Origin of the sequence: Polyangium sorediatum (assembly GCF_029946465.1) — a bacterium.
Lineage (GTDB): Bacteria > Myxococcota_A > Polyangia > Polyangiales > Polyangiaceae > Polyangium > Polyangium fumosum.
Window position 1 is genome coordinate 42,122 of record NZ_JARZHI010000002.1, and the last position, 25,553, is coordinate 67,674.

Below are 25,553 nucleotides of genomic sequence, written 5' to 3' on the forward strand. Positions count from 1 at the left end.
GCAGACCTGCAGGAGCAAGCAGGGGGGCGAGAGTCGCACAGGCGACGCGCGGACGGTCGTTTTTTCGCACTCTGCCTGGTCCCGATGTTCTCCTCGGGGATGGAGAGTCCAATGACCAAGCAACCCATGCGTGTGTGGCCGGCGGAAGGCGCGAGCCGGGCTCCGTACTGGATTTACGACGACCCGGAGGTCTTCCGCGTCGAGCAGGAGCGGATCTTCGGGCAGTCCTGGTGTTACGTGGGTCTCGCCGCGGAGGTCCCCGAACCGGGGCGTTTCCAGCGGAGCCACGTGGGCGATCGCTCCGTCATCCTGGTGCGCGACAAGGAGGGCAAGATCAACGTCCTCGAAAACCGGTGCGCCCACCGAGGAATGGAGTTTTGCCGCGCCAGCGCGGGCAAGGCCACGCGCTTCCTGTGCCCCTACCATCAATGGACGTTCGACCTCGAGGGCAACCTCTGCGGCGTGCCGTTCAAGCGGGGCATCCAGGGCGAAGGCGGAATGCCGGACGATTTCGACCTCGCTGACCACCCGCTGCGCAAGCTCCGGGTGACGAACCACAACGGCGCCGTGTTCGCGTCGTATGCCGAGGAGCCCGAGCCGTTCGAGAAATACCTCGCCGATCCGATGCGCGCGTACTTCGATCGGGTCTTCGACGGTCGTCCCCTGCGGGTGCTCGGATACATGCGCCAGCGGATCCCCTGCAACTGGAAGCTCATCCTGGAGAACACGAAAGACCCCTACCACGCGACCTTACTGCATTCGTTTCTCGTCACGTTTGGTCTGTTCCGCGCGGATCAAAAGTCCGAAGTGCGGCTCGACCCCTCCGGGCGGCATGCGGCGCTCGTCTCGCGCCACGGCGGGCGGCAGCTCACGGTGGCCGCGAGCGAGATGGCCTCGTACAAGAGCGATTACACGCTGCAGGACCGCCGGCTGCTCGACATGCAAGCGGAGTTCCACGATGGGGTCGGCGTCGTCATGATGACCCTCTTCCCGAACCTGATCCTCCACCAGCAGGGCAATTCGCTGGCGACGCGCCACATCGTCCCGCGTGGACCCGACAGCACCGAGCTCTCGTGGACGTTTTTCGGCTACGAGGACGACGACGAGGCGCTTTCGACGCGGCGATTGCGCCAGGCGAACCTGTTCGGCCCCGCGGGCCTGGTCTCCCTCGACGACGGCGAGGCGCTGAAGGCGACGCAGGAGGGGCTTCGGAATGCCCGGGACGCGTGTGCCGTCGTCGAAATGGGCGGGCGGGATCGGGAGGACGCGAACGTCATGGTGACGGAGACCGCGCTCCGGGCGTTCTTCCACCATTACATGCACGTGATGGGCTTCGTCAGGGCGGAGGACGAGTGATGAACCCGGAAACCCTGCGCGGATATGCTTTGCGGGCGGCCGTGGAGGACGTCCTCTACGACTACGCCGCCACCCTCGACGAGGGCGCGCTCGAACGGTGGCCCTTCTTTTTCACGGCGGGGGCGCTCTATGAGGTCGTCTCCCGGGAAAACGAGGAGCGCGGATTGCCGCTCGCGCTGGTGTGTTGTGAGGGGCGCGGGATGATGATCGATCGCGCGACCGCGCTCAAAGAGGTCTTGTTTTATTCGCCGCGCACGTACCGGCATTTCATCAGCAACGTCCGGCCGGTCTGGCGGAGCGAGGAGCGGATCGAGGCCGTCTCGAATTTCGTGCTGCTCCAGACGCTCGTGGAGCGCGAGACGACCGTGCTCGTCGCCGGGCAATACCGGGACACGCTGGTGGTCGAGGACGGGAAGCTCCTGTTCGGCGGCAAGCGGTGCATCTACGACACCACGATGATCCCGAATACGGTCGTGTACCCCCTTTAGCCGCGCTCACGCCCGCGCGAGCGCCACCGAGATCGCGGCGTCGGCCCAGGCTTTTGTCGCCTCGCCGAGATCCCCCGCCGCCCGCGCGGCTTCGAGGCGTGCATACGTCGCCGCCATCGCCCGCAATCCGACCGTGGCGAGCGCCGGCGCGAGCGGCGGGATCCGCGCCGAAAGCACGCCGTCCTGCGCCAGCGCGTCCAGCGCGGATTCGAGCCGCCCGAGCGCGACGCCGAGCAGATCCGCGGCCTCGGGCGCGGCGATCGGGAGCGCGGGGATCGGCGCGGCCGGCGCGAGATCCGGGATGACGACGTGATCGGTGACCACCGCGATCGGCTCGAGCACCCGCCCGCCGCGCGATTCACGCAGCCAGCCCGAGACGTAACGTGCCGACGGGAGCGCCTCCGCGAGCGCCGCGAGGGCGCCGGGGGCGAACCCTTCATACGCCCGCTCTATGCGGAGCTGGGCGTCGTCGTCCTCGATCCACCCCGACAACGTTTGCCGCCCAGGCGACCATGACAACCCCTGCACACCCCCGTTCGTCGCGACGACCCGCAGGGCCGCCGTGCGCGCGCGCGGGCGCAGGAACGAGGGCGGTCTGCCTCCTTCGTCGGCGAGGAGCGCGCTCGGCCCGGGAAAACCGAAGGGCGCGGGGATGTCGCCCCACGCGCCGCGCTGCGGGACCACCGTGGTGTCCTTGCCGCGCCGGATCTCGATGGTTCGCCGCGCCAAACGCACGAGGTGGCGCGAGATGATCTGCCCGCCGGCCAGGACCCCGAGCGGCGTACCTGCGACTGCGATGACGGAGGCCGGATCGACCTTGTCGGGGATCGCCACGCTCCACGACACGACCGTGGCGCCGTCCCAGAAAAGCACCTCCAAAGAGCGCGACGATCCCGCCGCCGAGAGCCGCGCGCCGAGCGAGAGCAGCCGCGCCCGATCGAGCGGGACTTCGAGCGGCTCGCCGAGGCCGAGCAACGCCGCGGGATCCCCGCCGCTTCGCGCGGCCCGCACGCGCGCCCATCCTTCGGCGACGAGCCTCCGCACCTCCCCGGCGTCGTGCAGCGCCGAGCGAATCTCCCACGCCTCGCGTTGCGCCTCGATGTCCTCGATCAAGCCGTCGAGCCAGGGGTATTCCTTCAAATGGGCGCGGACCTCCTCGCGCGCCTGCGCGAGCCCGCGCGCGTCCGCGAGCCCGCGCGCGAGGGTTCGTCCGAGGAGGCCCTCCACGCCGGCGAGCACGGCCGTGGGAATCGTGGGTTTTGGCGGCGGCCCGAGGCGCACGTGCGCCGCGCCCCGCGCCCGAGCCTCCACGGAGAGCCGCTGAAACGCCCGAACCGCGAGCGGCACGTGCACGCACCGCGGCGTCGCGCAATCACACCGCGCATGCGCGAGATCGGCTCCCGCCAAAAAACGCACGGTGCACCCGGAGAAACGCGCGATCGGCGGGCTCGTCCCGAGCTCGACCTCCACCCCCGCGGCCTCCGCGGCGTCCACGAGCGGCGCCCGTTCGCCGAGCCAAACCAAAAGCTCCTCGGCGCTGATCTCCCACGGCGGCCGCGTCTCGGACCCGGCCGCCGCCGCGTAAGCGAGCACGGCCGCGATGCGGTGCCGACACACTGTTTTCGCCCCGCACCCGCAGGGCGTGTCCTTCAGCGCCTTGCCCGGGAGAAGCTGCGTCGAAATGCCGTCCGGGAAGGTCGCGACGACGACGCCTTTTTCGTCCTCGTGGACCTTCGGCCCCTGTCCGGCCTCGATTTCCCGCTGGGCGCGCTTCACGAGGCCCACGTTCGCCAGCGCGGCGAGCGCCTCGGGCGTCAGGGCTGCGAGATCCGCCCTCATCGCCGCATCTTCTCCACGAGCCAGCCCACGAGCTTGCTCGGCGTCGTGGCCGCCACGTGCGCGCCCGCGTCCGCGACCGCCTGCGCGACGCCGTGGTCGTAGGCGCCGCATACCTGATCGTCGAGCGACGCCGCTCCGAACACCGTGACCCCCTCGCCGACGAGCGCGGTCACTTCCCGAACGAGGTTGTCTGCGTGATCCTCGAAATCGGTGATCCAGAGCAGCACCGTCCGGTGCGGCACGTCCACGAGCTCCGCCGCGTATTGCAGCGCCTTCGCCCCGTCCGTGCCCCCGCCGAGCTGCACGCGCATGAGGAGCTCGACGGGATCGTCCACGTAGGGCGTCAGATCGACGACCTCCGTGTCGTACACGACGAGGTGCGAGCGCGTGGACGGGAGTTTCCACAGGATCGACGCGACCACGGCCGCGTGAATGATGTTGCGCGCCATCGAGCCGGATTGATCGACGAGCACGATCACCTGGTAGCGCGGCCCGAAGCGCCGGACGCGGGCGAAGAACTCCGGGCGCTCGATCACGAGCCGGCGTTTGTCTGGGTCCCAGTGTTGGAGATTTCTTCGGATGGTCCGGAGCGCGTCGAGGTTCCGCGCCACGCGGAAGCGCGAACGCCGGTGCCGGAACGGCGTCGCGCCGAGCCGATGCTCGATTTCATCGCAGAGGCGTTTCTTGAGGTCCTCCACGACTTTGTTCACGACCGCGCGCGCGGCGTCGAGCACGTGGGAGTCCATGCGGGATTTGCAGCGCAGGATCGCCTCGACGAGCGAGAGCGAAGGCGTGACGTTTTCGAGCGCCTCCTTCCGCGTGACCACGTCGAGGATCCCATAACGATGCAGCGCATCCGACTCGAGCCGCTCGATCGCCTCTTTCGGAAAGAGCTCGTGGATCTTGTTGAGCCATTCGGGCACGTCGAGCGGGTGCTCGGGCCCGCTGCCCGGGCCGCCGCGTGCAATCGAGCGGCTCGCTTCGCCGTCGGCCTCGCGATCGTAAAGCCAGGCGAGGGCGCGTTCGAGGTCCCCGGCATTGCCGGCTCCGGCGTCCGTGGCCCCGAGCCCGTCATTGCCGGCGGGGCCGAGGATCAGCCGCCACCGCGTCTCTGCGTCGTACGTGCTCATTCGAGCACCCCGAGCGCGCGGCCCCAGGAGAGCACCCGCGCGTCGAGCGCGAGGCCGGCTTGCAAGACGTTCGCGGGGACGTCCCCGATCCAGGGCGCATCCGCCCGTTTGCCCCAGCGCGCGGCGAGCAGCGCGCCGATTCGCGCGCGTTCGGCCGGAGGAAACCACGAAAAGGCGAGGCGCAAGGCGGGGAGCGCGACGAGGAAGGCGCCCTCGTCGAGCTTGCCGAGGGCCGCGTCGACCGCGCCGATGAGCTGCTCGTCGCGCAGCGCCGGCCCACGCGCGAGGGCAAACAGGCCCGCGAGGTAATCGCCGAGCCGCCCCTCCGAGGCGGCGAAGAGCGCGCCGTCGACGGCCGAATCCACGGGCGCGGCCTCGGTGTCGAGGAGCCAGATCGCGCCGAGCGCGGCGCCGCGCAGCATCGCGGGCGCGGCCCGGTCCGTGGCCCTGCGCGCGAGCACGGCGCGGGTATCGTCCGGATCGAGGCCAAGCGCCTCGCCATGGCGCAAAAGCTCGGCGAGCGAGCGCATCGCGGTGAGATCGGCCGGGAGCAGATCCGTCCCCTGAATGCCCGCGAGCAGCGACAACGACCGCTCGCCGGCTGCGCGCAGCACCGGGGCAAACATCGGCGCGCCGACGACCTCCAGCCATTCGCCGTGTCGCCACAGGCCGAGGAGCTTTTCGATGGCCGGCCCGAGCGCGCCCAACGAGGGCGTCGTCGCGACCGCATTCGCCACGAGATCGAGGATCTCGCCGGCGAGCTTCGTGAGCCCGACGAAGGCCGCGTCCCCGAGCGCGTCCACGCGCGCGCCGAGCGAATCCGCCGCGAGCAAGCGGTGCGAGAGGAGCAAGGAGACCGCGCCTTCGAGCGTCGAGCCCCAGCGCGAGGCCTCGATGATGGCCGGATCCTGATCGTGCCGCCAGACGAGCTTGAAGGCCTCGGCCATGCGCGCATCGGTGCCCCACGCCGGCCCCCGCACCCGGACGAACCCCGGGATTTCGAGCAATCGCAATCGATGCAGGACCCGCAATCGCTCGCGATCCCCCTCGATGCGCCAATCGAGCGAGACCGTCTGCGGGTTCCTCGGCGGCGAGAGCCCGAGGCGGGAGAGCGTCTCGTGCACGTCGCGGAGGAGCGGCGGTCGCTCCGTCCCCGCGGACAACCGGCCCACCCGATCGCCCGTGAATGTGCGGAGGAGCGTCGCCAGCGTCGGGTGCAAATCGCCCGTCACGATGCCACGCCGCGACCAGGGCGGCGGGCCGGGGAGTGGTTCGCGGAGGAGGGCGGAGAGCAGCCCGTCGAGCACGTCCACGCGCTTCGGCGCCTCGTGCCCGCGCAGCGCCGCGAGCCCGCCGATGGCCGTGCGAACCGCGATATGGTCGGCGACCGTGGGCCGTTGCATGTTCTTGCGCAAGGCTTCCAGGCAGCGATCGAGCATCGCCTCCGCCACGCCCGCGCCGAGCTTCCATTCGAGCTCCCACCACATCGGCGAGGGCATTCCGGCCTGGTATCCGGCGAAGCTATCCATGCGGGCATAGGTCCAGGGCACGAGGTGGCTCTGGCCGCCGAGCGGAGGCGCCGGGGGAACGGGCTCGGGGCCGCCGGGCGTGATCGAGGCGAGCGCGGGCGCATGATACCCGCCGCATACGAGCACGACGTCGCCGCGCGTGAGCGCCCACGAGGCATGGTCCCGCATGAAGGCTTCCCGGGGCGCGTCTCGCTCGCTCGCCTCCGTGTCGCCGCGGATCTGCTGGAAATAGGCTTCGAGCGCGGGTTCGAGCTCGTCCGGGGCGCGGCCCTCGAAGAGGTGATCCCACAAGGCGTCGAGGTCCGAAGTGCCCGTGCGGCGGCAAAGCGCTTCGAGCGCTCGTTCATAACGGTCGTCCTCGTCGCGATACCGATTCTCCACGCCGACGAACGCCTTGCTCCACGAGGGCAAATCGCAGAACCGCACGGTCTTTCCGTGCTCGAAGGCCCAGCGGAGCGCGACCCACTCCGGGGAGAACGCGCAGAACGGCGTGAAGGACGAGACCGGGCCGTCCTCGGTCAGGTAATGCGTGAAGATCGCGATCGGCGGCGCGTGGTCGAGCGCAAGCTCCGCCATTTTGACGTTCCAGTCCGACGGCCCCTCGATCAACACCACGGCCGGGTCGACGCGCGCGAGCACGGCCGCGACGAGCCGCGCGCACGCGGGGCTGTGGTGCCGTACGCCGACGACGTGGAGCCTCCCGGGCACGGGCCTAGAGCCTCGACCGCGCCGCGTGCAGCGCGGCCCAATGCGGCGCCTTGCGTTTGCTCACCACGGTTTCGAGGTATCGCCGCAGCTTCTCCAGGTCCTCGGCGTTGTCCTTCACCGCCGCGCCCGCGAGGCAATCGATCACGTCGCCCGGGTGCGCGGCGCCGTCGCCGAGGAAGGCCGCCCGGACGCCGACGGCGTGCGCGACGGAGACCGCTTCCGCCGTGGAAAGGACAGTCGAGAGCCGCTCGACGGGCTGGCCGTCGCCGGAGACGCCCGTGCGCAGCTCGCGGAACGTCGTGACGAGGACCTCCAGCACCGGCTCGGGCAAGGTCATTTTCACGCCCGAGGCGTCGAGCAGGCGCGAGGATTCGCGGCGGACGAGCTCGATCTCGGCCGCGAGGTCGCCGATCGGGAAGAGGGTCTCGAAGTTGAAGCGCCGCTTGAGCGCCGCGCTCATTTCATTGACGCCGCGGTCGCGGGTGTTCGCCGTGGCGATGATGTTGAAGCCCTCCCGCGCGAAGACCACGCCTTGTTCGCCGAGTTCGGGAATCGTGAGGACACGATCCGAGAGGATCGAGAGCAGCCCGTCCTGCACCTCGGCCGGGCACCGCGTGATTTCCTCGAATCGCACGATCTTGCCGTCACGCATGCCCGTGAGCACGGGGCCGGGCACGAGCGCGCGCTCGCCCGGGCCCTCGGCGAGGAGCAAAGCGTAGTTCCACGAATGCTTGATCTGGTCCTCGCTCGTGGCCGCGCTGCCTTGCACCGTGAGCGTCGATTGCCCGGAGATCGCCGCGGCGAGCAGCTCCGAGAGCCAGCTCTTCGCCGTGCCCGGCTCGCCGATGAGCAAAAGCCCGCGCGAGGTCGCGAGCGAGACCATGGCCCGATCGATCACCGCGGAATGGCCGACGAATTTCGGCTTGATGTCACGCGCCGGATCCCCGAGCACGAAGGCGCGCACCGCCCGCGGCGAGAGCTTCCACCCGGGCGGGCGTGGGCCCGTGTCCTCCGCGGCGAGCCGCGCGAGCTCGTCCTTGAAATGCAGCTCCGCCGGGGCGCGCTGCAAACCCGCTTGCTTCTTCTTCACGAGGCGCTCCCGAGCTGCACGAGGTCCCGTACAAGCTCCGAGAACACGACGGGCGAGAGCGTGCCGAGCTTTTCGCCCTCGCGGTCTTTTCCGACGTACACCTCTCCGATCTCTTGCTTCGGCTCCGTCATTTGCATGTCGGCGGAGATGCCGGTGCGGAGGGAGAGCGTCGCCGTCGCGCCGCCGGGCAAGGGCTTGTACATGTCCCAGATCCAGCCCGCGTCCTGGGGCTCGCCCTTGCGCCAACCACGCTCGACGAGGCCGAGGAGCTTGCCCACGGGGACGAATTGTCCCGCGCGGCGCTTGATGCTGCTGTCGTTCGCCTCCACGTTCGTCGGGGCATACGTGTCGCGGCCGATCTGCGGGAAGGGCTGGACGATGCTGTAATCGCCGAGGATCTGGCCGAACGCCGCGCGCGTCGCGTCCGGGAGCGCGAGCGGGTGGACGATTCCGACGTACGCGCCGTCGGGCAAATCGAACGCCGCGTCGTCGGCATCGGCGAGCGAGCTGTCCTCGGCGACGCGGAAGGCGCTCAGGTATTTCCCCTCCTCGGTATAGACGCCCCAGACGAGCCGCCGCACGAGGTGCACGAGGAGCGGGTGTTCGAGGAAGAGGGCGCGGAACGAATCCACCTCCCAGCGCCGCTCCGCGCACATCGCGAGTTCGAGCCGCGTGATCTGGTTCTGCGCGATCGCCTTGACGTCCTTCTTGAGCGTCTTCCAGGTGGCATCCGCCTCTTTGGCCTTCGTGGCGTCGTCCGATTTGTTCGGCTTCGGGAGATCGGAGAGGGTTTTTCCGGACCCATCCACGACGAACGGCTTCAAGGCCTCGTCGAACCCGACGCGGAACTGCCGGGCGCCGAAATCGAGCGTGCGCGAGCCGTCCTCGTCGAGGTCGAGGTCGGGCACGAGCCTGTCGGCGAGCTCGTCGGCGGAGAGGCCGCGGTTCTGCGCGACCGCATCCATTTTCTCGCGCGCCTTCTCCTGCAGGCCCTTGAACTTCACCTTCTGCGCGATGCCATTGAGGTGCATCAGCGCGAGGTCGGAGCCGATACGCGCGAGGATGTCGAGGCCCGAGACGGCGCGGGCTTGGAGGTTCTCCCCGGGCCAGGCGCGAATCAGCGGCGTGAGCTTGCGCGCGACATGGTCGCCGCCGAGCAAGGCGAGCTGCTGAAAACCCCACGCCTCCTTGGCAGGAGCGCCCGCGCGCTGCCATTCATTGAAGAGCGCCCAGGAGAACTCCTCCAGCGAGGCGCGATCACAGGCGGCGAGCACGTCCTCGATGCCGGCATACACGGCCTCGGGCGTGGAGATCGCCAGCATGACGAAAAGGGCCTCGACGGCGGCGCGCGGCAAGGCCTTGGCCCGGCCGGCGAGGAGGGGCGCCGGCAGGGCCTCGGGCTTGGCCCAATCGCCCATTTTTGGCAGCTTGGCCGGGATCCGATCGCGCGGATCGGCGGAGAGGACGGCCTTCACGGCGGCGGAGACCTCGGGGCCGTAAGATTCGGCGACCTCGCGGACGATCTCGCCCTGGCCCTTCGTGACCAGGAAGCGCAGCGCTTCCTCCGCGCGATCCCGCGCCTGGTTATGGGAAGCCACGGCCGCGGGGACGAGGCCCACGGCCGCGGCCTTGGGGAATTTCAAGAACCACCGCTCCGCGGGTTTGCGCGCGGATTTCAGCGAGCGCGCGTGGGCAAAAAAGGGCGCGAGCCGCGGAGACTCGACGACGTCCCCGAGGGCGCCCGCGAAATGCGCGGGATTGCTGGAGGCGATCCGGGGATAGCCGCTGATCGCGCCTTCGCCGAGCACCACGAGCGGGACGAGCAGGCCGTAGCCGCCGTCCCACGCATTCGCGGGCCACTCGGTGAACGCTCGTTTCACGTCCGCGTCCGAGAGCTCGTTCAGCTTGGACGAGACGTACTTGCCGTACCAGCGTTTGCCCAGGTCCTCGGAGGCATCTTCGAAGGACGTCTTCGTGTGTTTTCGCGTCTGCTCGCGCTCCGCTTTCGCCTGCGAGAGGATCTTGTAGGTGTCGTGCAGCGCCTCGGGATACGCCTTCATCGTGACGTTCGCGACGACGGGGAGCGCGGCGGCCCTCCGGTCCGAGAGCCAGGGCGGATGGGCGAGGACGCGGGGCAATTCGTCCGGGGAGGCCTCGGGCCGCGAGGCCATCTTTTCGCGGAGCTTCTGCACGGCCGTGCGCGCGGCGGGACGAAGATCGACCTTGTCGGCGAGGCCCGGGTGCGCGCGGTCGATCCCGAGGAACACCGGCGCGGCCCGATCCCCGAGCGTCGAGGCCGCGGCGATCGCATCGGCGAGCGGGGGGACGGCGAGCGCGGGGTTTTTCGCGAGCCACGCCTCGGCGACCTGGGCGATTTCGCGCTTCTGCGCGAGCTGCGAGACCATGAGCGAGGCGGTCTCGGGCCCGCGGACATGCCCCGCGACGTGGAGCCCTTCGACGATGATGTTCGCATAATTGGCGCTGTCGCAATGGATCCGGCAAACCGGGACCACGTCCGCGCCGCAAAGGTCGAAGATCGTCCAGAGATGCCCGCCGAAGTATCCGCCGGAGAACGACATCCCGACGGCCTTTTTCGCGAGCTTGACGAGCATCGGGCGCGCGTACGCGAAATGGAACTCCGGCTTGATGCCGTCCTTGTCCCACGAGGGCCGGACGTACCCCTCGACGTGCCCATCACACGCGAGCCAGTCCTCGCCGAGCGCGTCCGCGAGCGGCGTGTGGTCGGGGATCAACGAGAGCGCGAGGCGCTTTTGCCAGTACGAGAGCGTGGGCCAGCGCGTCGTGATGGCGGTGACGAGGGCGGCGTAGGTGTCGTCGGGGAGGTTTTGGGTATACACCGCGAACTTCGAGATACCATTCGCATCGAGCTCGTAGCGCCCCGAGGTCTCCGGGTGCAGGACGAACCCGCTGAACTCTTTCGCCTCCTTGTTGCGGATTTGATACGGGTAAGGTTCGATCCGGACGCGCACCCTCTCGAGGGTCGCGTCGATGAGCCACCTCGGACCGTCTTTCGTGATCGAGGGTTCGGCGAGCGCGCGGAGGAAGGGATACGCGGGCGTGCCGGAAGGCATGTCGAGAAATGCGTCGAGCACGGCGGCGGCGAGCGGCGAGACCGGCGTCGGGCCCTTGCCTTCGAGCCAGGCGCGCGCCTCGCGAACGGCCGGCGCGAGCTCGGCGGGGATCGCCATCTGATCCCAGGGGCAATGCGGCGCCCAGGTGGCCCACGCCGTCCGCACGGCCTGCCAGGGATCGGCCGCGAGCTCCTCGGCCGTGGGGCGGAGGGCCCCTTTGCGATGCGCGATGTGCAGGTTCGGGCGAATGTCCTCGAGCCGAGGGACGTCGACGACGACAGGCGCCGCGGGCAGAGGCGCCTGCGCAGGTTCGTCCGCGGAGGCCTTTGGGGCGCTCGCCGCTTTCGGGGCCGGGGCCTCCGTCGCGCTCGACACGGCGGGCGCAGGCGCAGGCGCGGGCGCAGCGGCCTTTTTGGGGGCCGGGGCCGGCGCCGCCGATGCGTCCGGGGCCGCGACCTCGACGTAGCCCTTTTTGGTCTTCTCGGCGACGAGCTTGTCGTGCTCGGCCTGGGCCTTCGGATCGCTCGGAAAATCCTTGACCTGGCTTTGACCCGCGGTGCCGATTTTGCCCCACTGGATCGAGAGCTGCGAGCCATCTCGCTCGATCTGCCAGAACTTCTTCGAGGACCCTTCCACGAACTCGAACCGACGCATGGCGCGGGAGGCTACCACGCGCCCGGCGAGCGATGGTAGAACCTCCATGATGCGCCGCCTCGCGAACGTCGCTTTCGCTCTCGCCCTCGCCCTCGGCACGCTCTCGGGAGCGGACGCGCGCGCAGACGCCCCCGCGAAGCCCGCCGCGGCGAGGCTCGACGACGAGGGGATCGAAAAGGACGTCGAGGCGCTTTATGCCGCGGGAAAGTATGGCGAGGCGCTCGCGGCGGCGCAGAGGCTCGTCGCGCTCCGCGAGCAGAAGTACGGAAAGGAGCACGCGAAGACGGGCTCGGCGCTCTCCGATCTCGGCGGAATGTACCTCGCGACGGGCGATGCCCCGAAGGCGGAGAGTTTGTTGCGCCGCGCGGTCGAGATCCTGGAGGCGTCGAAGGGCTCGGACGACTTGCTCGCCACGGCCCTCGGCAACCTCGGCACCATGCTCAAGAAAAAGGGCGATTCGAAGGGCGCCGAGAAGCTCTACGAGCGCGCCGTCGCCCTCGAAGAGAAGGGCGGCGCGGCGCGCGAATCGGCCCTCGGGACGGTGCTCGCGAATCTCGCCGGGCTTTACATGGCGACCGGGAGGCTCCCCCAGGCCGAGAAGGTGTTTCTTCGGGCCATCACGATTCACGAGAAGGCCGGCCCCGAACGTTCGCTCTTGAATGACCTTGGCAGCCTCGGCGCGCTCTATCGCGGCATGGGCCGCTACGACAAGGCCGCCGACCAATTCAACCGCGCCTTGCCGCTCGCCGCGCGCGTGCACGGGACGAACCACCCCGACGTGGGCCGGCTGCACCACAACATCGCGGTGTTCCTGACGGGGTCGAACCAGAAGGACCTCGCCGCGGAGCATTATCGGAACGCCGAGGCGATCCTCACGCGGACGCTCGGGCCCCGGCACCCCGATCTCGCCACGGTCTACAGCGACTGGGCGCTCCTCTGGGCGCGGAGCGACTGGAAGCAGGCCGCGGGGCTCTACGAGAAGGCGCTCGATATCGAGGAGCAATGGCTGGAGAGCGCGCTCGTCGGCGGTACGGAAGAGGACAAGACGCTCTACGCGACGCGCCTCGAGACGCTCATGGATCGTGTCGTCTCGTTCGAATACGGGGGCGATGGCAGGGGCCGGCCGGAGGTCATGCGGATCGCCCTCGGCGCAGTGCTGCGCAACAAGGCGCGCGTGCTCGAAGCGTCGGCCGCACACGTGGGCGCGCTGCGCGAACGCATGAGCCCCGAGGACCGCACCTTGCTCGACGAGCTCGCCCGGGTGCGCGGCGCGTATGCAGCCGCCATGACGCGGGGGCCGCGCGGAATGACCGTGGCCGAGCACAACGCCGAGACGGATCGGCTCCGCGCGGAGGCGGACGTGATCGAGGCTCGGATCGCCGAGCGCAGCGCGGGTTATCGTCGCGGCCGGGCGAAGGTGACGATCGAGGCCGTCGCCGCCCGTATCCCGAAGGACGCGGTGCTGATGGAGTTCGTCCGGTACCAGCCGCGCAGCACGCATTTCTACAGCGCAGCGAGCGAGAGGCTCGGCCGACCGAAATACATGGTCTACGTGCTCTGGCCGGACGGCAGGGTCTGGCACCATCAGATGAGCGTCGATGCCTTCGAGATCGACCGGAAGGTCGATATCATCCGCAAGGGTCTGCAAGATCCGAGCGCGCGGCCCCACGAGACCGGGACGCAGCTCGCGTTGCTGCACGACGTCCTCTTCGGGCAGGTCGGCGCGGAGCTCGGCCCGGTGAAGCACGTCTTGATCTCGCCCGACGCGGCGCTCGCGCTGGTTCCGTTCGGCGCGCTCATCGATCGGGAAAACAAGTTTCTGATCACCAAGTATTCGTTCACCTACCTCTCGACCGGGCGTGATCTGCTCCGGCTCGGCGCGGGGGGCGGGGCGCGGCGCTCTGCGCCGCTGCTCGTGGCGAACCCCGATTACGATGCGCCCGGCGAGGCGGGGGCGACGGCGCTGCCGGACGCGCCCAAAGGCTCGTTGCCCACGATTGCACGGGTGAAATTCTCGCCGCTCCCGGGCACCGCGGAGGAGGCGGATGCCCTTCGACGCCTCCTGCCCGACCCGTCGGTGCGGCTCGAACGCGTCGCCACGGAGACGGCGCTGAAGCAGGCCTCTTCGCCGCGCATCCTGCACGTCGCGACGCACGGGTTTTTCCTGGGCAGCGACGGGAAAGCAGGGCAGGGGAAGGCGCGCGGGCTCGAGCTCGAAGTGCCGCCCGAGAGCCTGCCGCAGGTCGCGTCGGAGGTGGACGGGCGCAAGCTGCCGGTGCCGCACCCGATGTTTCTCTCGGGCATTGCGCTCGCCGGCGCGAACGTGCGCAAAGGGCAGGCAGACGACGGGATCCTCACGGCGTACGAGGCCTCGTCGCTCGATCTCACGGGCACGGAGCTCGTGGTGCTGAGCGCGTGCGAGACGGGCCTCGGCGAGCGGGCCGGGAGCGAAGGCGTGCGGGGGTTGCGCCGCGCGCTCGTGCTCGCGGGATCCGAGACGCAGGTGATGAGCCTGTGGCAAGTCGACGACGAGGCGACGCGCGACCTCATGACGACGTATTACCAAAAGCTCTTCCGCGAAGGAAAAGGGCGCGCCGAAGCGATGCGAGAGTCGCAGCTCGCTTTGCTCGGGCGGCCGGACCATAGCCACCCGTACTACTGGGCGAGCTTCATCGTGTCCGGCGCGTGGGGCCCCCTCGAAGGCGTCACGCCCGCGAAGAACGAGGCGACGTCGGCCGTGCGCGGCGCCGTTCCGCCGGGCGGGGCGCGGGGCTGCGGCTGCGAGGTCGCGGGGAGGAACGAGGGCACACGTGTGGCCTGGGGCGGGTTCGCGGCGCTCGTCGCGCTCGCGGTCGCGCGCCGCATGCGTGGGGCCCACGCGCGAGGGCAGGGAGAAGCTCGGCCCCGCTGGATCGCGGTCGCTCCCCGCGTTTCGCCTCCTGCCCCGCCGCAACCCGGCTCCCGGCCGCCCGTCCCCCGACCTGCGGCGCCGTGAACCCCTGATGCCCGGGCGCGTCCTGCCCCCTGCGGCGCCCCAGACGGCCCCCCGCGCTCCCCCGCGCCCGATCGACGACGCCGCAGGTCGCCGATTCCACCCCGGCAACGCCCCCCTGCGGCGCCGCACGTCCCCCTCCGCGAGCCCGTCTCCCATCCTGCGGCACCCGAGGCCCCCGAACGCGCCGTGCGCCCCCCATCCTGCGGCGCCCGAGGCCCCCGAACGCGCCGTGCGCCCCCCATCCTGCGGCGCCAAAGGGCCCCCTCCGCGCTCGCGAGAGCACGTCAGCCCCACGACGGGCGCGGCGGTCCGCGCGCCGCATTCGTGTGGCTCGCGCGCGAGGGCAGCGATAAGCTCGCCCCCATGTCGCGAAGGCTCTCCGGCATGGGGGACGTCGATCCCCTCGCCGTCCCGCTCCCGCATGGGACGGAGGTGACGACCCGCGTGGATCGGACGCTCGGCGAGCGCCTGGTCCCGCAAGGCGCGCTCGGGCGTGTGGTCGGATCTGGAGAGGGATTCTTCGACGTCCTTGTCGTCGGCGTGGGGACGGTGCGGTATTCACGCGAGGAGCTCGTGCCGCGCAAGGTCGGCCAGGTGCGGTACGCGCGGCGGCGCGAGGACGCGTGGTCGGCGCTGCTGCCTTGTGTGGTGGTCGACGCGGTCGTCGGCTCGCGGACGTGGGGGTTGTCGGACGAGACCTCGGACGAGGATCGGCGCGGCGTGTTCGTCTTGCCGTTCCCGTTCACGACCGGGCTCGTCGAGCCGCCCCAGGACCTCGTGTCCGAGGACGGGAGCCGCACGTACTGGGAGATGGGAAAGGCGATCCGGCAGGCGCTGCGGGCCGATCCGAACACGCTGGAGATGCTGTTCGCGGCCGCGTCGCAGCCGGCGAGCGAGAAGGATCCGATGGGCCGCTGGCTCGTCGAGGCGCGCGACGCGTTCGTCTCGGTGGAGATCCACGCGAGCTTCGGGCGATACGCGCTCTCGCAGCTCTCGCGTTTGTCGCACGACACGCGCCTCGCCGAGCATCGCGCGATCGTGCTCGGCTGGCTGCGCGAAGAGCCGACGCTCGGGCTCGACGAAACGGCGGCGCGGCTCGCAAAGGAGACGCAGATCGTGGCGCCGACGCCCGAGGACGCGCTTTTGCGCGCGCGCGAATACCTGAAGCAGCTTTACCGATCGATGGCCGATCAGGGCTTGCTCGAAGGGCGCGAGTGGACGGCGCTCGCCGCATATGCGCGCGCGGGCGAGAGCACGCTCCTGCCTTCGCCGCGCGAGCTCCGGCCGAAGAATGCCTACAACCTGGTGCGCCTCATCGATCTGTCGATTCGATGGCTCCGGACGGGTGAGCCCGAGCTTTGCGTGCGCGACGAGCTTCGGCCCGTGCTGCTCGACATCAAGAAAGGGCGCGTGCCACTCGCGGAGGTGATCACGCTGGCGGAGTCGCTCACGCCGGAGCTCGAAGCGGCGCGGCGGGAGAGCAAGTTGCCGCGGCGCGCGGACGTGCGGCGGGCCGAGGCCGCGCTGCGGAGGGTCCGCGAAGAGGCCGCGCGGAGGTTTTTCGAGGGCAGGGAAGGGCCTTTTGGCAAGGACGCGGCGCCCGCACCGGAGGCGCGCTGGGATGAATGAGGGAGCAATGACGAACGAGAAGGGCCGAGAGGCGATCGAGCTCGTGATGCAATTCGACGTGCTGCCCGACGCGCAAGCGAAGGTGGCCCGCGGCGTCCTGGAGGAAGAGGGCGCGGCCCGCGAGCATATCGTCGTCCTTTTGAGCGGCGCGCACGCGTATGGGTTCGCCTCGCCCGACAGTGATCTCGATCTGAAGGCGGTGCACGTGGTGCCGACGTCGCTGCTCGTGGGCCTCGACACGGCGCCGGGCGCGCGGGACCGCATGGAGGTGATCGAGGGGGTGGAGATCGATTACACCTCGAACGAGGTCGGCCCCGTGCTCGCCGGGATCCTCGGGGGGAATGGCAATTACCTGGAGCGGATCCTCGGCGCGCCCGCGCTCGTGGCGAGCCCGCTGCTCGAAGGGCTGCGCCCGCTCGTGCGCGGGGCGCTCTCGCGGCGCGTGTATCGGCATTACGCGGGGTTTGCCAAGAACCAGCGCAAGGCGGCCGAGGAGGAGGGCGGGACGACAGCGAAGCGCGTGCTCTACGTGCTGCGCACGGCCCTCACGGGGACGCACCTGCTTCGCGCGGGCGAGGTGGTGACGGACGTGGCCCGGCTGTTCCCCGAATACGGCTTCGAGGAGGCGAGCGAGCTCGTGACCATGAAGCGGGCCGGCGAGAAGACGAAGCTCTCGTCGCGGGACGTGAAGCGGTTTCGCGCGTGCCTCGATCGGGCGATGCGCCTGCTCGAAGAGGCGCGCGAACACTCGGTCCTGCCGGCGGCGCCGTCGGACGAGGCGTCGCGCGTGCTCTCGGAGTGGCTCATCGCGCTGCGCAAACAGCGGTTTTGAGGCGTCTCAGCCGCGGCCTTTTCCCATCCGCACGAGCCGCCCCGGCCGCGCCCCCGTGAATCGCCCCTTCTCCACGATGACCTCGCCGGCCACGAGCGTCGCCACGTAGCCTTCGGCCTGCTGCATGAGGCGCTGCCCCCCGGCCGGCAGGTCGCGCTGCATGAAGGGGGACCGGAGGCGCAGGTTGTCGAAATCGACGATGTTGATGTCGGCTCGTTGCCCCGGCTTCAAGGTGCCGCGGTCGTCGAGGCCGAGGAACCGCGCGGTGTCGTGCGTCTGCATTTTGACGAGGTGCTCCACGGGGATCTTGCCCTCGGCCCGATCCCGGCCCCAGTGCGTGAGCAGGAACGTCGGGAAGCTCGCGTCGCAAATGGTGCCCACGTGCGCGCCGCCGTCGCCGAGGCCCGGCAGCGAGAGCGGGTGCAGGAGCATGCGTCGCACGACGTCGAGGTTCATTTCGGTGTAGTTGTAGAGCGGGAAATACAGGAGCGCGCGGCCGTCCTGTTCGAGCATCGCGTCGTAGATGACCGAGAGGAGCGGCAATCCGCCGCGCGACGCGTCGCCCGCGAGGCTCGTGAGCCCGGACGGCTCGTAGTTCGGCGCTTCGCCGAGCCGGAAGAGGCGCATCGCCACGAGGAGCGGGTTTGCCAGGAAAAAGTCCGCGAGCGGCGGCAAGGGGCTGCCGTCGCCGGCGACCTTCCCGCTTTTCTCGGAGAGGAGCCGGGCGCGGAAGCTCGGATCCCGCATCTGCGCGACGCGCGCGTCGAGCGGCAAGGAGGCGATTTCCCGGTAGCTCGGGAATCCCATGAACGGGTGGAACGTGGCCGTGAGGCCGAGCAGGACGCCAATGGGCCGCGCCGCGACCTGGCAACGAATGTCCATGCCGGCGCGGGCGGCGCGCTCGGCGCGCTCGAAGATGCGCTCCCATTGCCGCGGGGCGTGGTCGCGTTGCATGGTGGAGACGCTGAGCGGCCGGCCGGAGACCTCGGCCATCCGTTCGAGCAGGTCGAATTCGCCCGGGAAAGACTCCTCGCCGCGGAACATGTCGAAATCGCTGACGGCCTGGACGACGCCGTGCGGGAGGCCGGTGAAGGCGCGCGCGATGCCCGCGAGCTCGTCGCCCCGGGCTTCGGAGGCGGGCGTGGGTTTGCCCTGCGCGCTCCTGTGGTTGTCCGTGCGGCCCGTGGAGAAGCCGGCCGCGCCCGCGAGCAGCGCCTCCCGGAGGAGCGCGCGCATGGATTCGACGTCGGATTCGGTCGCGCTCTCCTCGGCGACGGCGCGCTCGCCCATCACGTACACGCGCAAGGCGTCGTGCGGGACCTGGCAGATGAAATCGATCGTGCGGCGCCTCTTTTCGAGGACGTCCATGTACTCCGGAAAGCTCTCCCAGCCCCACGTGAGGCCCTCGGCGAGCGCGCTGCCCGGGATGTCCTCGACGCCCTCCATCAGCTCGATGAGCTTTTCGTGGTCGCTCGGCCGCACGGGCGCGAATCCGACGCCGCAATTGCCCATGACGCAGGTCGTGACGCCGTGGATCGACGAGGGCGCGAGCTCCTCGTCCCACGAGATCTGCCCGTCGTAGTGCGTGTGGATGTCGACAAACCCCGGGATCACCAGGGCGCCCTGGGCCGAGATCGTGCGCGCGGCGCTCTCGGGGCAGTCGCCGACGTCGACGATCTTGCCGTCCTTGATGCCGATATCGCCGGACTGACGCGGCGCGCCCGTGCCGTCGACGAGGGTGCCGCCCACGATCTTGACGTCGTACATGGCGCCGATCATCGGCCGAAGCCTGAGGCCCTGGCAAGGGCATTCGGACCCCCGGGCGCGAGGGCGCGTCGTGGACGGAGGAGGCCTTCGGGGGAGCGAGGTTCGGGCCTCGCCCCCCGGCGCCCGCGATTCACCGGCCGCGGATGCGGTCGACGAACTCGCTCCGGATCTGCGGGTTGTGGCTGCCGCGCGGGACGCGGTCGGGCACGATGATCGCGTAATCGGGGTGATCCCATTGCGACCGATCGGTCCAGGCGCTCGACGACACGCCGAATCGATTGCCCTGCCACTTGCCCTTGAGGTCGTAGGTGTACTCGCGAGAGTCCTCGAGCATGCCCACGAAATTGCGATCGTCGACGTGTGGGCTCACGAGGAAGAGCCACGTGCGGACGTGCGCCACGCCCTTGTCGTTTGCATCTCTCTCGACCCGCGTGATGGTCTTCCACGCCGGCTCGTTCCACACCTCGGGGCCCGCGTCCTCGTCGATGATGAAGGCGCGCTTCCGGCCGATGAGCTCGGTCTCGAGGACCCGGTGCAGCTCGTGGGGCAGGACGTCCTCGTAGACGTCGTCCCATTCGCCATTGAATCGGCTGCCGACGAGCGTGAGCGGCGGGACCTTTTCGTACGTCTTCAGAAGGAGCGCCTTCAGGTCCCCGACCGTGAACGTCACCTCGCCTTGCGTCAACGAGCGCGTCGGCTCGGGCTCCAGGATCGACGCCAGGGCCCACGCGTCGCAGAGGCCCGACCACGAGGCCGCGCGCGGCTGGTAGAGCTCCTTGCGCTCGTAGGCCGCGGCCGACGTGCGCGTATTGCCCTCTTTCTCCACCCAGATGTCGTACTTCTCGAGCGTCGAAGCCTCGCCGTTTTTCCCCTGGAACAGCGTGTCCTCCCAGAGCGGGTACCACCAGGACGACCAGGGTTTTTGGGTTGCTTCCGCCTTGCGTTCTCCCTCCTCGACCCAGTAGAGCGGCTGCCCCGTCGCCGAGCTTCCGCCGCCGGTGCCGCCGGTGCCGCCAGCTCCCCCTCTGCCGCCGCTTCCGCCGTCACCTCCATGTCCGCCGGTGTTGTCCGGGCAATCCTCCCCCTGCTCGCAATCGGGTCCGCCGCCGGTGGCCGTGGTGCCGCCGATGCTGCAACCGGCGCCTACGAGGCCGATCATGAGGAGGGTGGAGGTCGTCACGATACGAATCGCCATGAGCCGTCTCCTTGGATGTTTGTCCCGGAATGCTCAGGGGATTTTTGGAAAAGGCCAGGCGGCCGAGCCACGCGGCCCGGCCGCCTGACGAGCGCGCTCCTTTCACCTCAGCGCGACATGATCAGCGCGACTTGCGGCCGATGAGGCCCGGGAGCGCCGGGAGCTGCCCGCCGATGGTCGGACGCACGCCGATGGCCGGATTCTGGCCCGGCTGCGCGCCGCCCGGCGCCGCCTTGCCGCCATTCTGCGCCGGAACGGCGGGCGGCGACGGGGCCTTCGGAGGCTCGTTCACGAGCGCGGGCGCCGCGCACATGTCGTACACGCGACCCGTCGGGGCGCGCGTGGCGAGCTGCTGGTTGCCCTTGATCGCGGCGTCGAGCCGACCCTGGCAGAACTCGTTCATGTTGCCCTGGAAGCTCTGAATCTCCTGGCACGAGAGCGAGAAGCTCTGCGTGTGGGTGACCTGAACCTCCTTGAAACGCGGGCACATCGTCTGCGACACGCCGATCGACGCCGCTTGATCCTGCCGGATGACGTAATACTTGTCCGAGCTCAGAGACGCCGTGATCCGGCGCGAGTTATCCATTTCCACGGAGTCGCTCTGCTCGGCCTCCCAGACGAGCCGGTTATCCTCGCAGGTCAGCCGGATGGCGTTCGGCTGGCGCTGGCTTTGGAATGCCGCCGGGTTTTGACAGGCCGACTGGAGTTGCTGCCACGAGAGCTGCTTGAGCCCCGCGCTCTGACCAGCCCCCGTCTCCGCGAAAGCCGTGGCCCCGAGAGCGAAGGTCGAGACGAGAGCGGCGGCTGCGATGTGCTTGAGCATGGGTTCCTCCTCCACTTCGTTCCGCGTTCCGAGACCGGGCGAGCGCGCCTCGGCCGGCTTCGTTCACGCTGCCACACCCCAATGCAAGGCCCCTGCCGTCCCCCGTTCCAAGCACATTTCCGCGTGAATCGCGGGGTCGACGCTTTGGAGGCTCTGCGGCGTCCGATCCGGACGGATACAGGGAGCGAGCGTGATCCCGCACATGACCGGCACGGACCCTCACGCCCGACCGATACGGAGGGGACTGATGTCCGTCCGTGTAGGGAGGCAGCACCCGACCCTGCACACCACGGCCAACTCGTCAGTCGCGAAAAGCAGCGGAGGCCATTCGGCGTGCGCTGGACGTCGAGGCTCCGCGGACAGGCCGGAGAACTTGCACTCGGCGTGGCGCGGCGAAAAGCCGGCGTCCATTCCGACCCTCTTGGCGTTCGTGATCGGCGGCTGCGGCATCGCTGGCTTTCCCAGGTGCCGGAGGGGCGCGCGCACGGGATGGACGTGGTGCGCGTGCGGCGCGAGGTGCGCTGGGAGTGGCGCAGAACGTCGACAAAAACTCGAAGGTGCGCTAGTCGGTCGGCCGTGGACCTTCTACGCGAGTTCTTCTCCAAGCTGCGCCACCTCGAGGACCTCCTCACCTGGGGCGGCTACCCGGTGCTCATGGCCATCATCTTCGCCGAGACCGGGCTGCTCGTGGGATTCTTCCTCCCCGGCGACTCCCTGCTCGTGACGGCGGGCGTGCTCGTCAACGCGAATCTGATCAACCCGTTCCAGCTCTCCACGTTCTCGAACCTCCTGCTCATGAACGCCGTGCTCTGCGTCATGGCGATCGTGGGGGATACGGTGGGCTACTCGATCGGGTACAAAGCGGGTCCGAAGCTCTTCAACCGGGAGCAAAGCCTGTTTTTCCGGCGTGACTACCTCGTGGCCACGCAGAAGTTCTACGAGAAGCACGGCGGCAAGACGATCGTGCTCGCCCGCTTCATGCCGTTCGCCCGCACGTTCGCCCCCGTCGTCGCCGGCATCGGCAAGATGAGTTATCGCCGCTTCCTCATGTTCAACGTGTTCGGCGGCATCGGCTGGGTCGTGTCGATGACCTTCCTCGGCTACTTCCTCGGCAAGGTGCTCGGCGCGAAGGACATCGAGCGGGTCGTTTACCTGATCATCCTGATTTCGGTGCTCCCGCCCTTCATCGGCGCGCTCCGGACGCACCTCGCCTCGAAGAAGGCGGCGGGCGCGGAGAAGGCGTAGTCGCCGTCATTCAGGTCGGGGGCGGCTCGGGGACGACGCGCATGAGAATGCTGCCCCGGGGCCGGAGCGTGATTCCCGGCTCGGGCGTGATGGTCTGTCCGGGGACGAGGTCGAGGCGGACGCGGCGCAGGATCGTGGCGAGCACGAGCGTCCCCTCGACCATGGCGAAGCTCGAGCCGATGCACTGGCGCGCGCCGCCGCCGAACGGAAAATAAGCAAAACGAGGCATCCGCGCGAGCGCGCCGCCGGCGAAACGATCGGGATCGAAGCCCTCGGGGTTCTCCCAGTACGCCGGGTGGCGGTGCGTGACGTAGGGGGCGAGGAAGACGAGCGAATCCTTGGGGATCAAATATCCCCCGATGACGTCGTCCTCGGCCGCGCGGCGGGTGATCATCCAGGCCGGCGGATAAAGGCGCATCGATTCCTGAAACACACGGCCGACGAGGTCGAGCGCGCCGAGGTCCGCGAACGTCGGGAGGCGGCCGCCCGTCCCCGTGAGGACCTCGGCGCGGGCGCGGCGCCGGACGTCGGGATGCGTGGAGAGCAGGTAAAACGTCCAGGTGAGCGCGTTCGCCGTGGTCTCGTGGCCGGCGGCGAACATGGTCATGACCTCGTCCCGGAGCTGGCGATCGGTCATTCCTTCGCCCGTCTCGGGGTCTCGCGCGGCCATGAGCACGGAGACGAGGTCCGTCCCGCCCTCGGGCGCCTTGCGGCGGTGCTCGATGATGCGCAGGACCTCGCGGTCGAGGACGGCGACCGCCTCCTGAAACCGCCGGTTGTCCGGCGTGGGCACGTGGCGGGGGATCTTGAGGATCCGCGTGACGCCTTTGCGCGTGTCCGCGAGGATGAGGTCGAGCGCGTGCGCGGTCGCGGCGGCGTCGATGGGGACGTCGGTCCCGAGCAAGGTCTCCGTGACGATCCGCAGGGCGAGGCGCATCATCTCGCTGACGACGTCGACGGGCGCGTCGGGGCGGGGCCTTCGCATCCATCCGTCGACGAGCTCGTCGGCGGCGCGGACCATGACGTCGGCGAAGGCGGCGATGCGTTGCTTGTGAAAGGCCGGCTGGGCAATCCGGCGTTGCCGGCGCCAGAGGGCGCCTTCGCTCGTGAGCAAGCCGTCGCCGAGCAGCGCGCGGACCTCGCGGACGCCGGGGGTTTGTTTGGTAAAACGATCCGCGGCGTCGATGAAGACGTGCTTGATGTGGTCGGGGTGGCGAAAGAGGTGGCCGGTGCGCTTTGGGCCGGGGCCGAATTGAAAACGGACGACGTCGCCGTAGGTATCGGCGGCGTCGAGGAAGATGCGGATGCGGTCGCGGCGAAGATCGGGGAGGTTGCCGAGGAGCGGCGCGCCGCGAGGTCCCGGCGCGAGGGGGGCGGCGTGCGAGCGCGGGGCGGAGGCGTGGGTCACGGGAGGAACATAGCAGCGAGGCCACGTCGCGGGGAGATCCGGTGTAAGATGCCGGTATGCGAGCGCAATCGATCCTGATTTCGGTGATGTTTGCAGCCGGCCTGTCGCCGACCGTTTCGGGGTGCAGCGACGAGGGCGAGGGGGCCACGGGGAGCGGGGCGTCCGGCGCGGGGACGGGTGCGTCCGGGGGCGCGGGCGGAATCGGGGGCGGCAGCGGAGGCGGAGGCGGAGGCGGAATCGGGGGCGGCGGCGGCGGCGGAGGCGGAATCGGGGGCGGCAGCGGCGGCGGCAGCGTGAGCAGCAGCGGCAGCGGCAGCGGCGGGAGCGCGAGCGGCAGCGGCGGCGGCGGCGGCGCAGGGGGCGGCAATGGGGTCGGCGCGCTGTGCAACGGGGGCGTCGGCGGGTGTGATCCGGGTCTTTATTGCAATGCGCCGGGGTGCGGGGCGGGGGTGTGCGCGCCGAAGCCGCCGCCGGGGCTACAATCGCAGACGCCGGCCCTCGTGTGCGGCTGCGACGGCGTGACGTACTGGAATGCGGAGATCGCGGAGGTGTTCGGGTCGAGCGTGAAATCGGCGGGCACGTGCCCCGCCGCGGAAGCCATGGCCTGTGATCCGCAGATGCCCTGCCCGGCCGGGCGTCAATGCAATCGCAAGGTGGAGACGGCGAACGCCTGTTCGCCCATGGCCACGGGCGTTTGCTGGGGCATGCCCATTTCGTGTTCGGTGAACGGGGCGAAGGCGAAGGGGTGCGCCGGCGGGACGTGCTTCGATCAGTGCAGCCTGATCCAGAGCCAGAATCCCTGGTACGACGACGGCGGCTGCTGAGGCGGGAGAATGGGGGGGCGGAGCGCGGCGCGGGCTACTGCGTCGTGATCGCCTTGAGGTCGAGCATCTCCTCGACGCTCGGCACCACGATGACGTCGCAGCGGCGGTTCTTCTGCCGGCCCTCGTCCGTGTCGTTCGTGGCGATCGGGTCCGTGTCGCCGAAGCCGGCGGCGCTCCACTTCGCGGTCGGCATGTTGCCGCCCTTGTCGCTCACGAGGTACATCAGCACCTCGCGCGCGCGCATGAGCGAGAGGCCCCAGTTGTCGCGGAAGACGCCGCCCGCGAGGGGCTTGTTGTCCGTGTGCCCAGCGACCTGGTAGTCGCGGCCGAGCAGCGAGGCGTCGTTCTTGATGATGCCCGCCACCTTCGTCAGGATCTCCTGACCCTCTTTCTTCAGCGTCTCGCGGCCCGAGTCGAAGAGCACGTCGCCCGGGAGCGAGATGACCATGCGGTTCTTGCGGATGTTCACCGCGAGGCCGAGCTTCGTGAGCTCGTCGAGCTTCTTGCGCAGCATCTCGAACCGCGCCTTGATCTGCTCGAGCTGCTTGGCGCGCGCCTTGTACTCGGCGAGCGCCTTCTCGCGCTCCTCCAAGGTCGAGCTCAGCGCCGACACCTTCGTCGCCGACGCCTGCAAGCTCTCGTTCAGCTTGCTGATGTCGACGCCGGCGTCCGAGAGCTTCTTCGTCAGCTCAGCGACCTTCGCCTGCTCTCCCGCGAGCTCCTCGGCGAGCCTCTTCTGCGCGGCCGCCGCGGCCTGGTCGTTCGCGTTCTTGTCGGCCAGGAGCTTGTTGTACTTGTCGAGCTGCGCCTGCCACTCTTCCTCGGAATATCCGCAGCCGCTCACAGCGAGCGCCGCGGCGAGCGTGGAGGCAGCAAGGATGCGCACGTTCATGACGATCTCCCCGGTGCATCCCAGGAGAAAATACGTCCCTGGGACGAGCTTTTGTGC

General features: G+C 69.6%; 17 protein-coding genes. 7 read left to right on the forward strand and 10 right to left on the reverse strand.

The window, feature by feature from the left end; translation table 11 throughout:
- Nucleotides 1–111: 111 nt before the first annotated feature.
- Both QHF89_RS02290 and QHF89_RS02295 read left to right on the forward strand, forming a co-directional pair.
- Nucleotides 112–1,356, forward strand: coding sequence for an aromatic ring-hydroxylating dioxygenase subunit alpha (locus QHF89_RS02290; protein WP_284719937.1), 1,245 nt, complete (start codon nucleotides 112–114; stop codon nucleotides 1,354–1,356).
- Complete coding sequence (locus QHF89_RS02295) at nucleotides 1,356–1,844, forward strand: nuclear transport factor 2 family protein (RefSeq protein WP_136966252.1); 489 nt, start codon at nucleotides 1,356–1,358, stop codon at nucleotides 1,842–1,844. Before QHF89_RS02290 ends, QHF89_RS02295 begins: the two co-directional genes overlap by 1 nt.
- A gap of 6 nt (nucleotides 1,845–1,850) precedes the next feature.
- On the opposite strand, the gene QHF89_RS02300 is transcribed toward QHF89_RS02295, so the two are convergent.
- The 5 genes from QHF89_RS02300 to QHF89_RS02320 are packed head-to-tail and all read right to left on the reverse strand — an operon-like array spanning nucleotide 1,851 to nucleotide 11,886.
- Nucleotides 1,851–3,683, reverse strand: a complete 1,833-nt coding sequence (locus tag QHF89_RS02300; protein WP_136966251.1) for a hypothetical protein — start codon at nucleotides 3,681–3,683, stop codon at nucleotides 1,851–1,853.
- Complete coding sequence (locus QHF89_RS02305) at nucleotides 3,680–4,813, reverse strand: VWA domain-containing protein (RefSeq protein ID WP_136966250.1); 1,134 nt, start codon at nucleotides 4,811–4,813, stop codon at nucleotides 3,680–3,682. Before QHF89_RS02305 ends, QHF89_RS02300 begins: the two co-directional genes overlap by 4 nt.
- Nucleotides 4,810–7,050 carry a DUF5682 family protein gene (locus QHF89_RS02310; RefSeq protein WP_136966249.1) on the reverse strand — a complete coding sequence of 747 codons (2,241 nt, stop codon included), beginning with the start codon at nucleotides 7,048–7,050 and terminating at the stop codon, nucleotides 4,810–4,812. The genes QHF89_RS02305 and QHF89_RS02310 overlap by 4 nt, the downstream gene beginning before the upstream one ends.
- Nucleotides 7,051–7,054: 4 nt before the next feature.
- A complete protein-coding gene (locus tag QHF89_RS02315; protein ID WP_136934590.1) occupies nucleotides 7,055–8,140 on the reverse strand; it encodes an AAA family ATPase in 1,086 nt (361 codons plus the stop codon).
- Nucleotides 8,137–11,886 carry a WGR and DUF4132 domain-containing protein gene (locus QHF89_RS02320; protein WP_284719938.1) on the reverse strand — a complete coding sequence of 1,250 codons (3,750 nt, stop codon included), beginning with the start codon at nucleotides 11,884–11,886 and terminating at the stop codon, nucleotides 8,137–8,139. The genes QHF89_RS02315 and QHF89_RS02320 overlap by 4 nt, the downstream gene beginning before the upstream one ends.
- Nucleotides 11,887–11,932: 46 nt before the next feature.
- Between QHF89_RS02320 and QHF89_RS02325 the strand changes: the two genes are divergently transcribed.
- The 3 genes from QHF89_RS02325 to QHF89_RS02335 all read left to right on the forward strand — a co-directional run bounded on the left by QHF89_RS02325 (nucleotide 11,933) and on the right by QHF89_RS02335 (nucleotide 17,342).
- A complete protein-coding gene (locus tag QHF89_RS02325) occupies nucleotides 11,933–14,881 on the forward strand; it encodes a CHAT domain-containing tetratricopeptide repeat protein (RefSeq protein ID WP_284719939.1) in 2,949 nt (982 codons plus the stop codon).
- Between the two features lie 363 nt (nucleotides 14,882–15,244).
- Nucleotides 15,245–16,510: a DNA polymerase beta superfamily protein gene (locus tag QHF89_RS02330; RefSeq protein ID WP_136966247.1), complete on the forward strand. Its 1,266-nt coding sequence runs from the start codon at nucleotides 15,245–15,247 to the stop codon at nucleotides 16,508–16,510.
- Nucleotides 16,511–16,517: 7 nt separating this feature from the next.
- Nucleotides 16,518–17,342, forward strand: a complete 825-nt coding sequence (locus tag QHF89_RS02335; protein WP_284719940.1) for a nucleotidyltransferase domain-containing protein — start codon at nucleotides 16,518–16,520, stop codon at nucleotides 17,340–17,342.
- A gap of 6 nt (nucleotides 17,343–17,348) precedes the next feature.
- Here QHF89_RS02335 and QHF89_RS02340 read toward each other — a convergent pair whose 3' ends face one another.
- The 3 genes from QHF89_RS02340 to QHF89_RS02350 all read right to left on the reverse strand — a co-directional run bounded on the left by QHF89_RS02340 (nucleotide 17,349) and on the right by QHF89_RS02350 (nucleotide 21,127).
- A complete protein-coding gene (locus QHF89_RS02340) occupies nucleotides 17,349–19,109 on the reverse strand; it encodes an N-acyl-D-amino-acid deacylase family protein (protein WP_136966246.1) in 1,761 nt (586 codons plus the stop codon).
- 130 nt (nucleotides 19,110–19,239) lie between these two features.
- On the reverse strand, nucleotides 19,240–20,304 hold the full coding sequence (locus QHF89_RS02345) for a hypothetical protein (RefSeq protein WP_136966245.1): 1,065 nt from the start codon (nucleotides 20,302–20,304) through the stop codon (nucleotides 19,240–19,242).
- Between the two features lie 121 nt (nucleotides 20,305–20,425).
- A complete protein-coding gene (locus QHF89_RS02350) occupies nucleotides 20,426–21,127 on the reverse strand; it encodes a hypothetical protein (protein WP_136966244.1) in 702 nt (233 codons plus the stop codon).
- Nucleotides 21,128–21,703: 576 nt separating this feature from the next.
- Between QHF89_RS02350 and QHF89_RS02355 the strand changes: the two genes are divergently transcribed.
- Nucleotides 21,704–22,372: a VTT domain-containing protein gene (locus QHF89_RS02355; protein ID WP_232379970.1), complete on the forward strand. Its 669-nt coding sequence runs from the start codon at nucleotides 21,704–21,706 to the stop codon at nucleotides 22,370–22,372.
- 10 nt (nucleotides 22,373–22,382) lie between these two features.
- Here the strand turns inward: QHF89_RS02355 and QHF89_RS02360 are convergent, their stop codons facing one another.
- The gene (locus QHF89_RS02360; RefSeq protein WP_136966243.1) at nucleotides 22,383–23,780 is read right to left on the reverse strand and encodes a cytochrome P450; all 1,398 of its coding nucleotides are present in this window, start codon (nucleotides 23,778–23,780) and stop codon (nucleotides 22,383–22,385) included.
- A gap of 56 nt (nucleotides 23,781–23,836) precedes the next feature.
- On the opposite strand from QHF89_RS02360, the gene QHF89_RS02365 reads away from it, so the two are divergent.
- Complete coding sequence (locus tag QHF89_RS02365) at nucleotides 23,837–24,604, forward strand: hypothetical protein (protein WP_284719941.1); 768 nt, start codon at nucleotides 23,837–23,839, stop codon at nucleotides 24,602–24,604.
- Between the two features lie 34 nt (nucleotides 24,605–24,638).
- On the opposite strand, the gene QHF89_RS02370 is transcribed toward QHF89_RS02365, so the two are convergent.
- Entirely contained in the window at nucleotides 24,639–25,496 is an 858-nt protein-coding gene (locus tag QHF89_RS02370; protein ID WP_136934582.1) for an OmpA family protein, read from the reverse strand.
- Between the last annotated feature and the right edge of the window lie 57 nt (nucleotides 25,497–25,553).

Bases quoted from the DNA above. Each gene is read 5' to 3' on its own strand.
- QHF89_RS02300 (WP_136966251.1), bottom strand. From the start codon at position 3,683: ATGAGGGCGGATCTCGCAGCCCTGACGCCCGAGGCGCTCGCCGCGCTG.
- QHF89_RS02305 (WP_136966250.1), bottom strand. From the start codon at position 4,813: ATGAGCACGTACGACGCAGAGACGCGGTGGCGGCTGATCCTCGGCCCC.
- QHF89_RS02330 (WP_136966247.1), top strand. From the start codon at position 15,245: ATGTCGCGAAGGCTCTCCGGCATGGGGGACGTCGATCCCCTCGCCGTC.
- QHF89_RS02335 (WP_284719940.1), top strand. From the start codon at position 16,518: ATGACGAACGAGAAGGGCCGAGAGGCGATCGAGCTCGTGATGCAATTC.
- QHF89_RS02290 (WP_284719937.1), top strand. From the start codon at position 112: ATGACCAAGCAACCCATGCGTGTGTGGCCGGCGGAAGGCGCGAGCCGG.
- QHF89_RS02370 (WP_136934582.1), bottom strand. From the start codon at position 25,496: ATGAACGTGCGCATCCTTGCTGCCTCCACGCTCGCCGCGGCGCTCGCT.
- QHF89_RS02350 (WP_136966244.1), bottom strand. From the start codon at position 21,127: ATGCTCAAGCACATCGCAGCCGCCGCTCTCGTCTCGACCTTCGCTCTC.
- QHF89_RS02325 (WP_284719939.1), top strand. From the start codon at position 11,933: ATGATGCGCCGCCTCGCGAACGTCGCTTTCGCTCTCGCCCTCGCCCTC.
- QHF89_RS02295 (WP_136966252.1), top strand. From the start codon at position 1,356: ATGAACCCGGAAACCCTGCGCGGATATGCTTTGCGGGCGGCCGTGGAG.
- QHF89_RS02365 (WP_284719941.1), top strand. From the start codon at position 23,837: ATGCGAGCGCAATCGATCCTGATTTCGGTGATGTTTGCAGCCGGCCTG.
- QHF89_RS02340 (WP_136966246.1), bottom strand. From the start codon at position 19,109: ATGTACGACGTCAAGATCGTGGGCGGCACCCTCGTCGACGGCACGGGC.
- QHF89_RS02320 (WP_284719938.1), bottom strand. From the start codon at position 11,886: ATGCGTCGGTTCGAGTTCGTGGAAGGGTCCTCGAAGAAGTTCTGGCAG.
- QHF89_RS02345 (WP_136966245.1), bottom strand. From the start codon at position 20,304: ATGGCGATTCGTATCGTGACGACCTCCACCCTCCTCATGATCGGCCTC.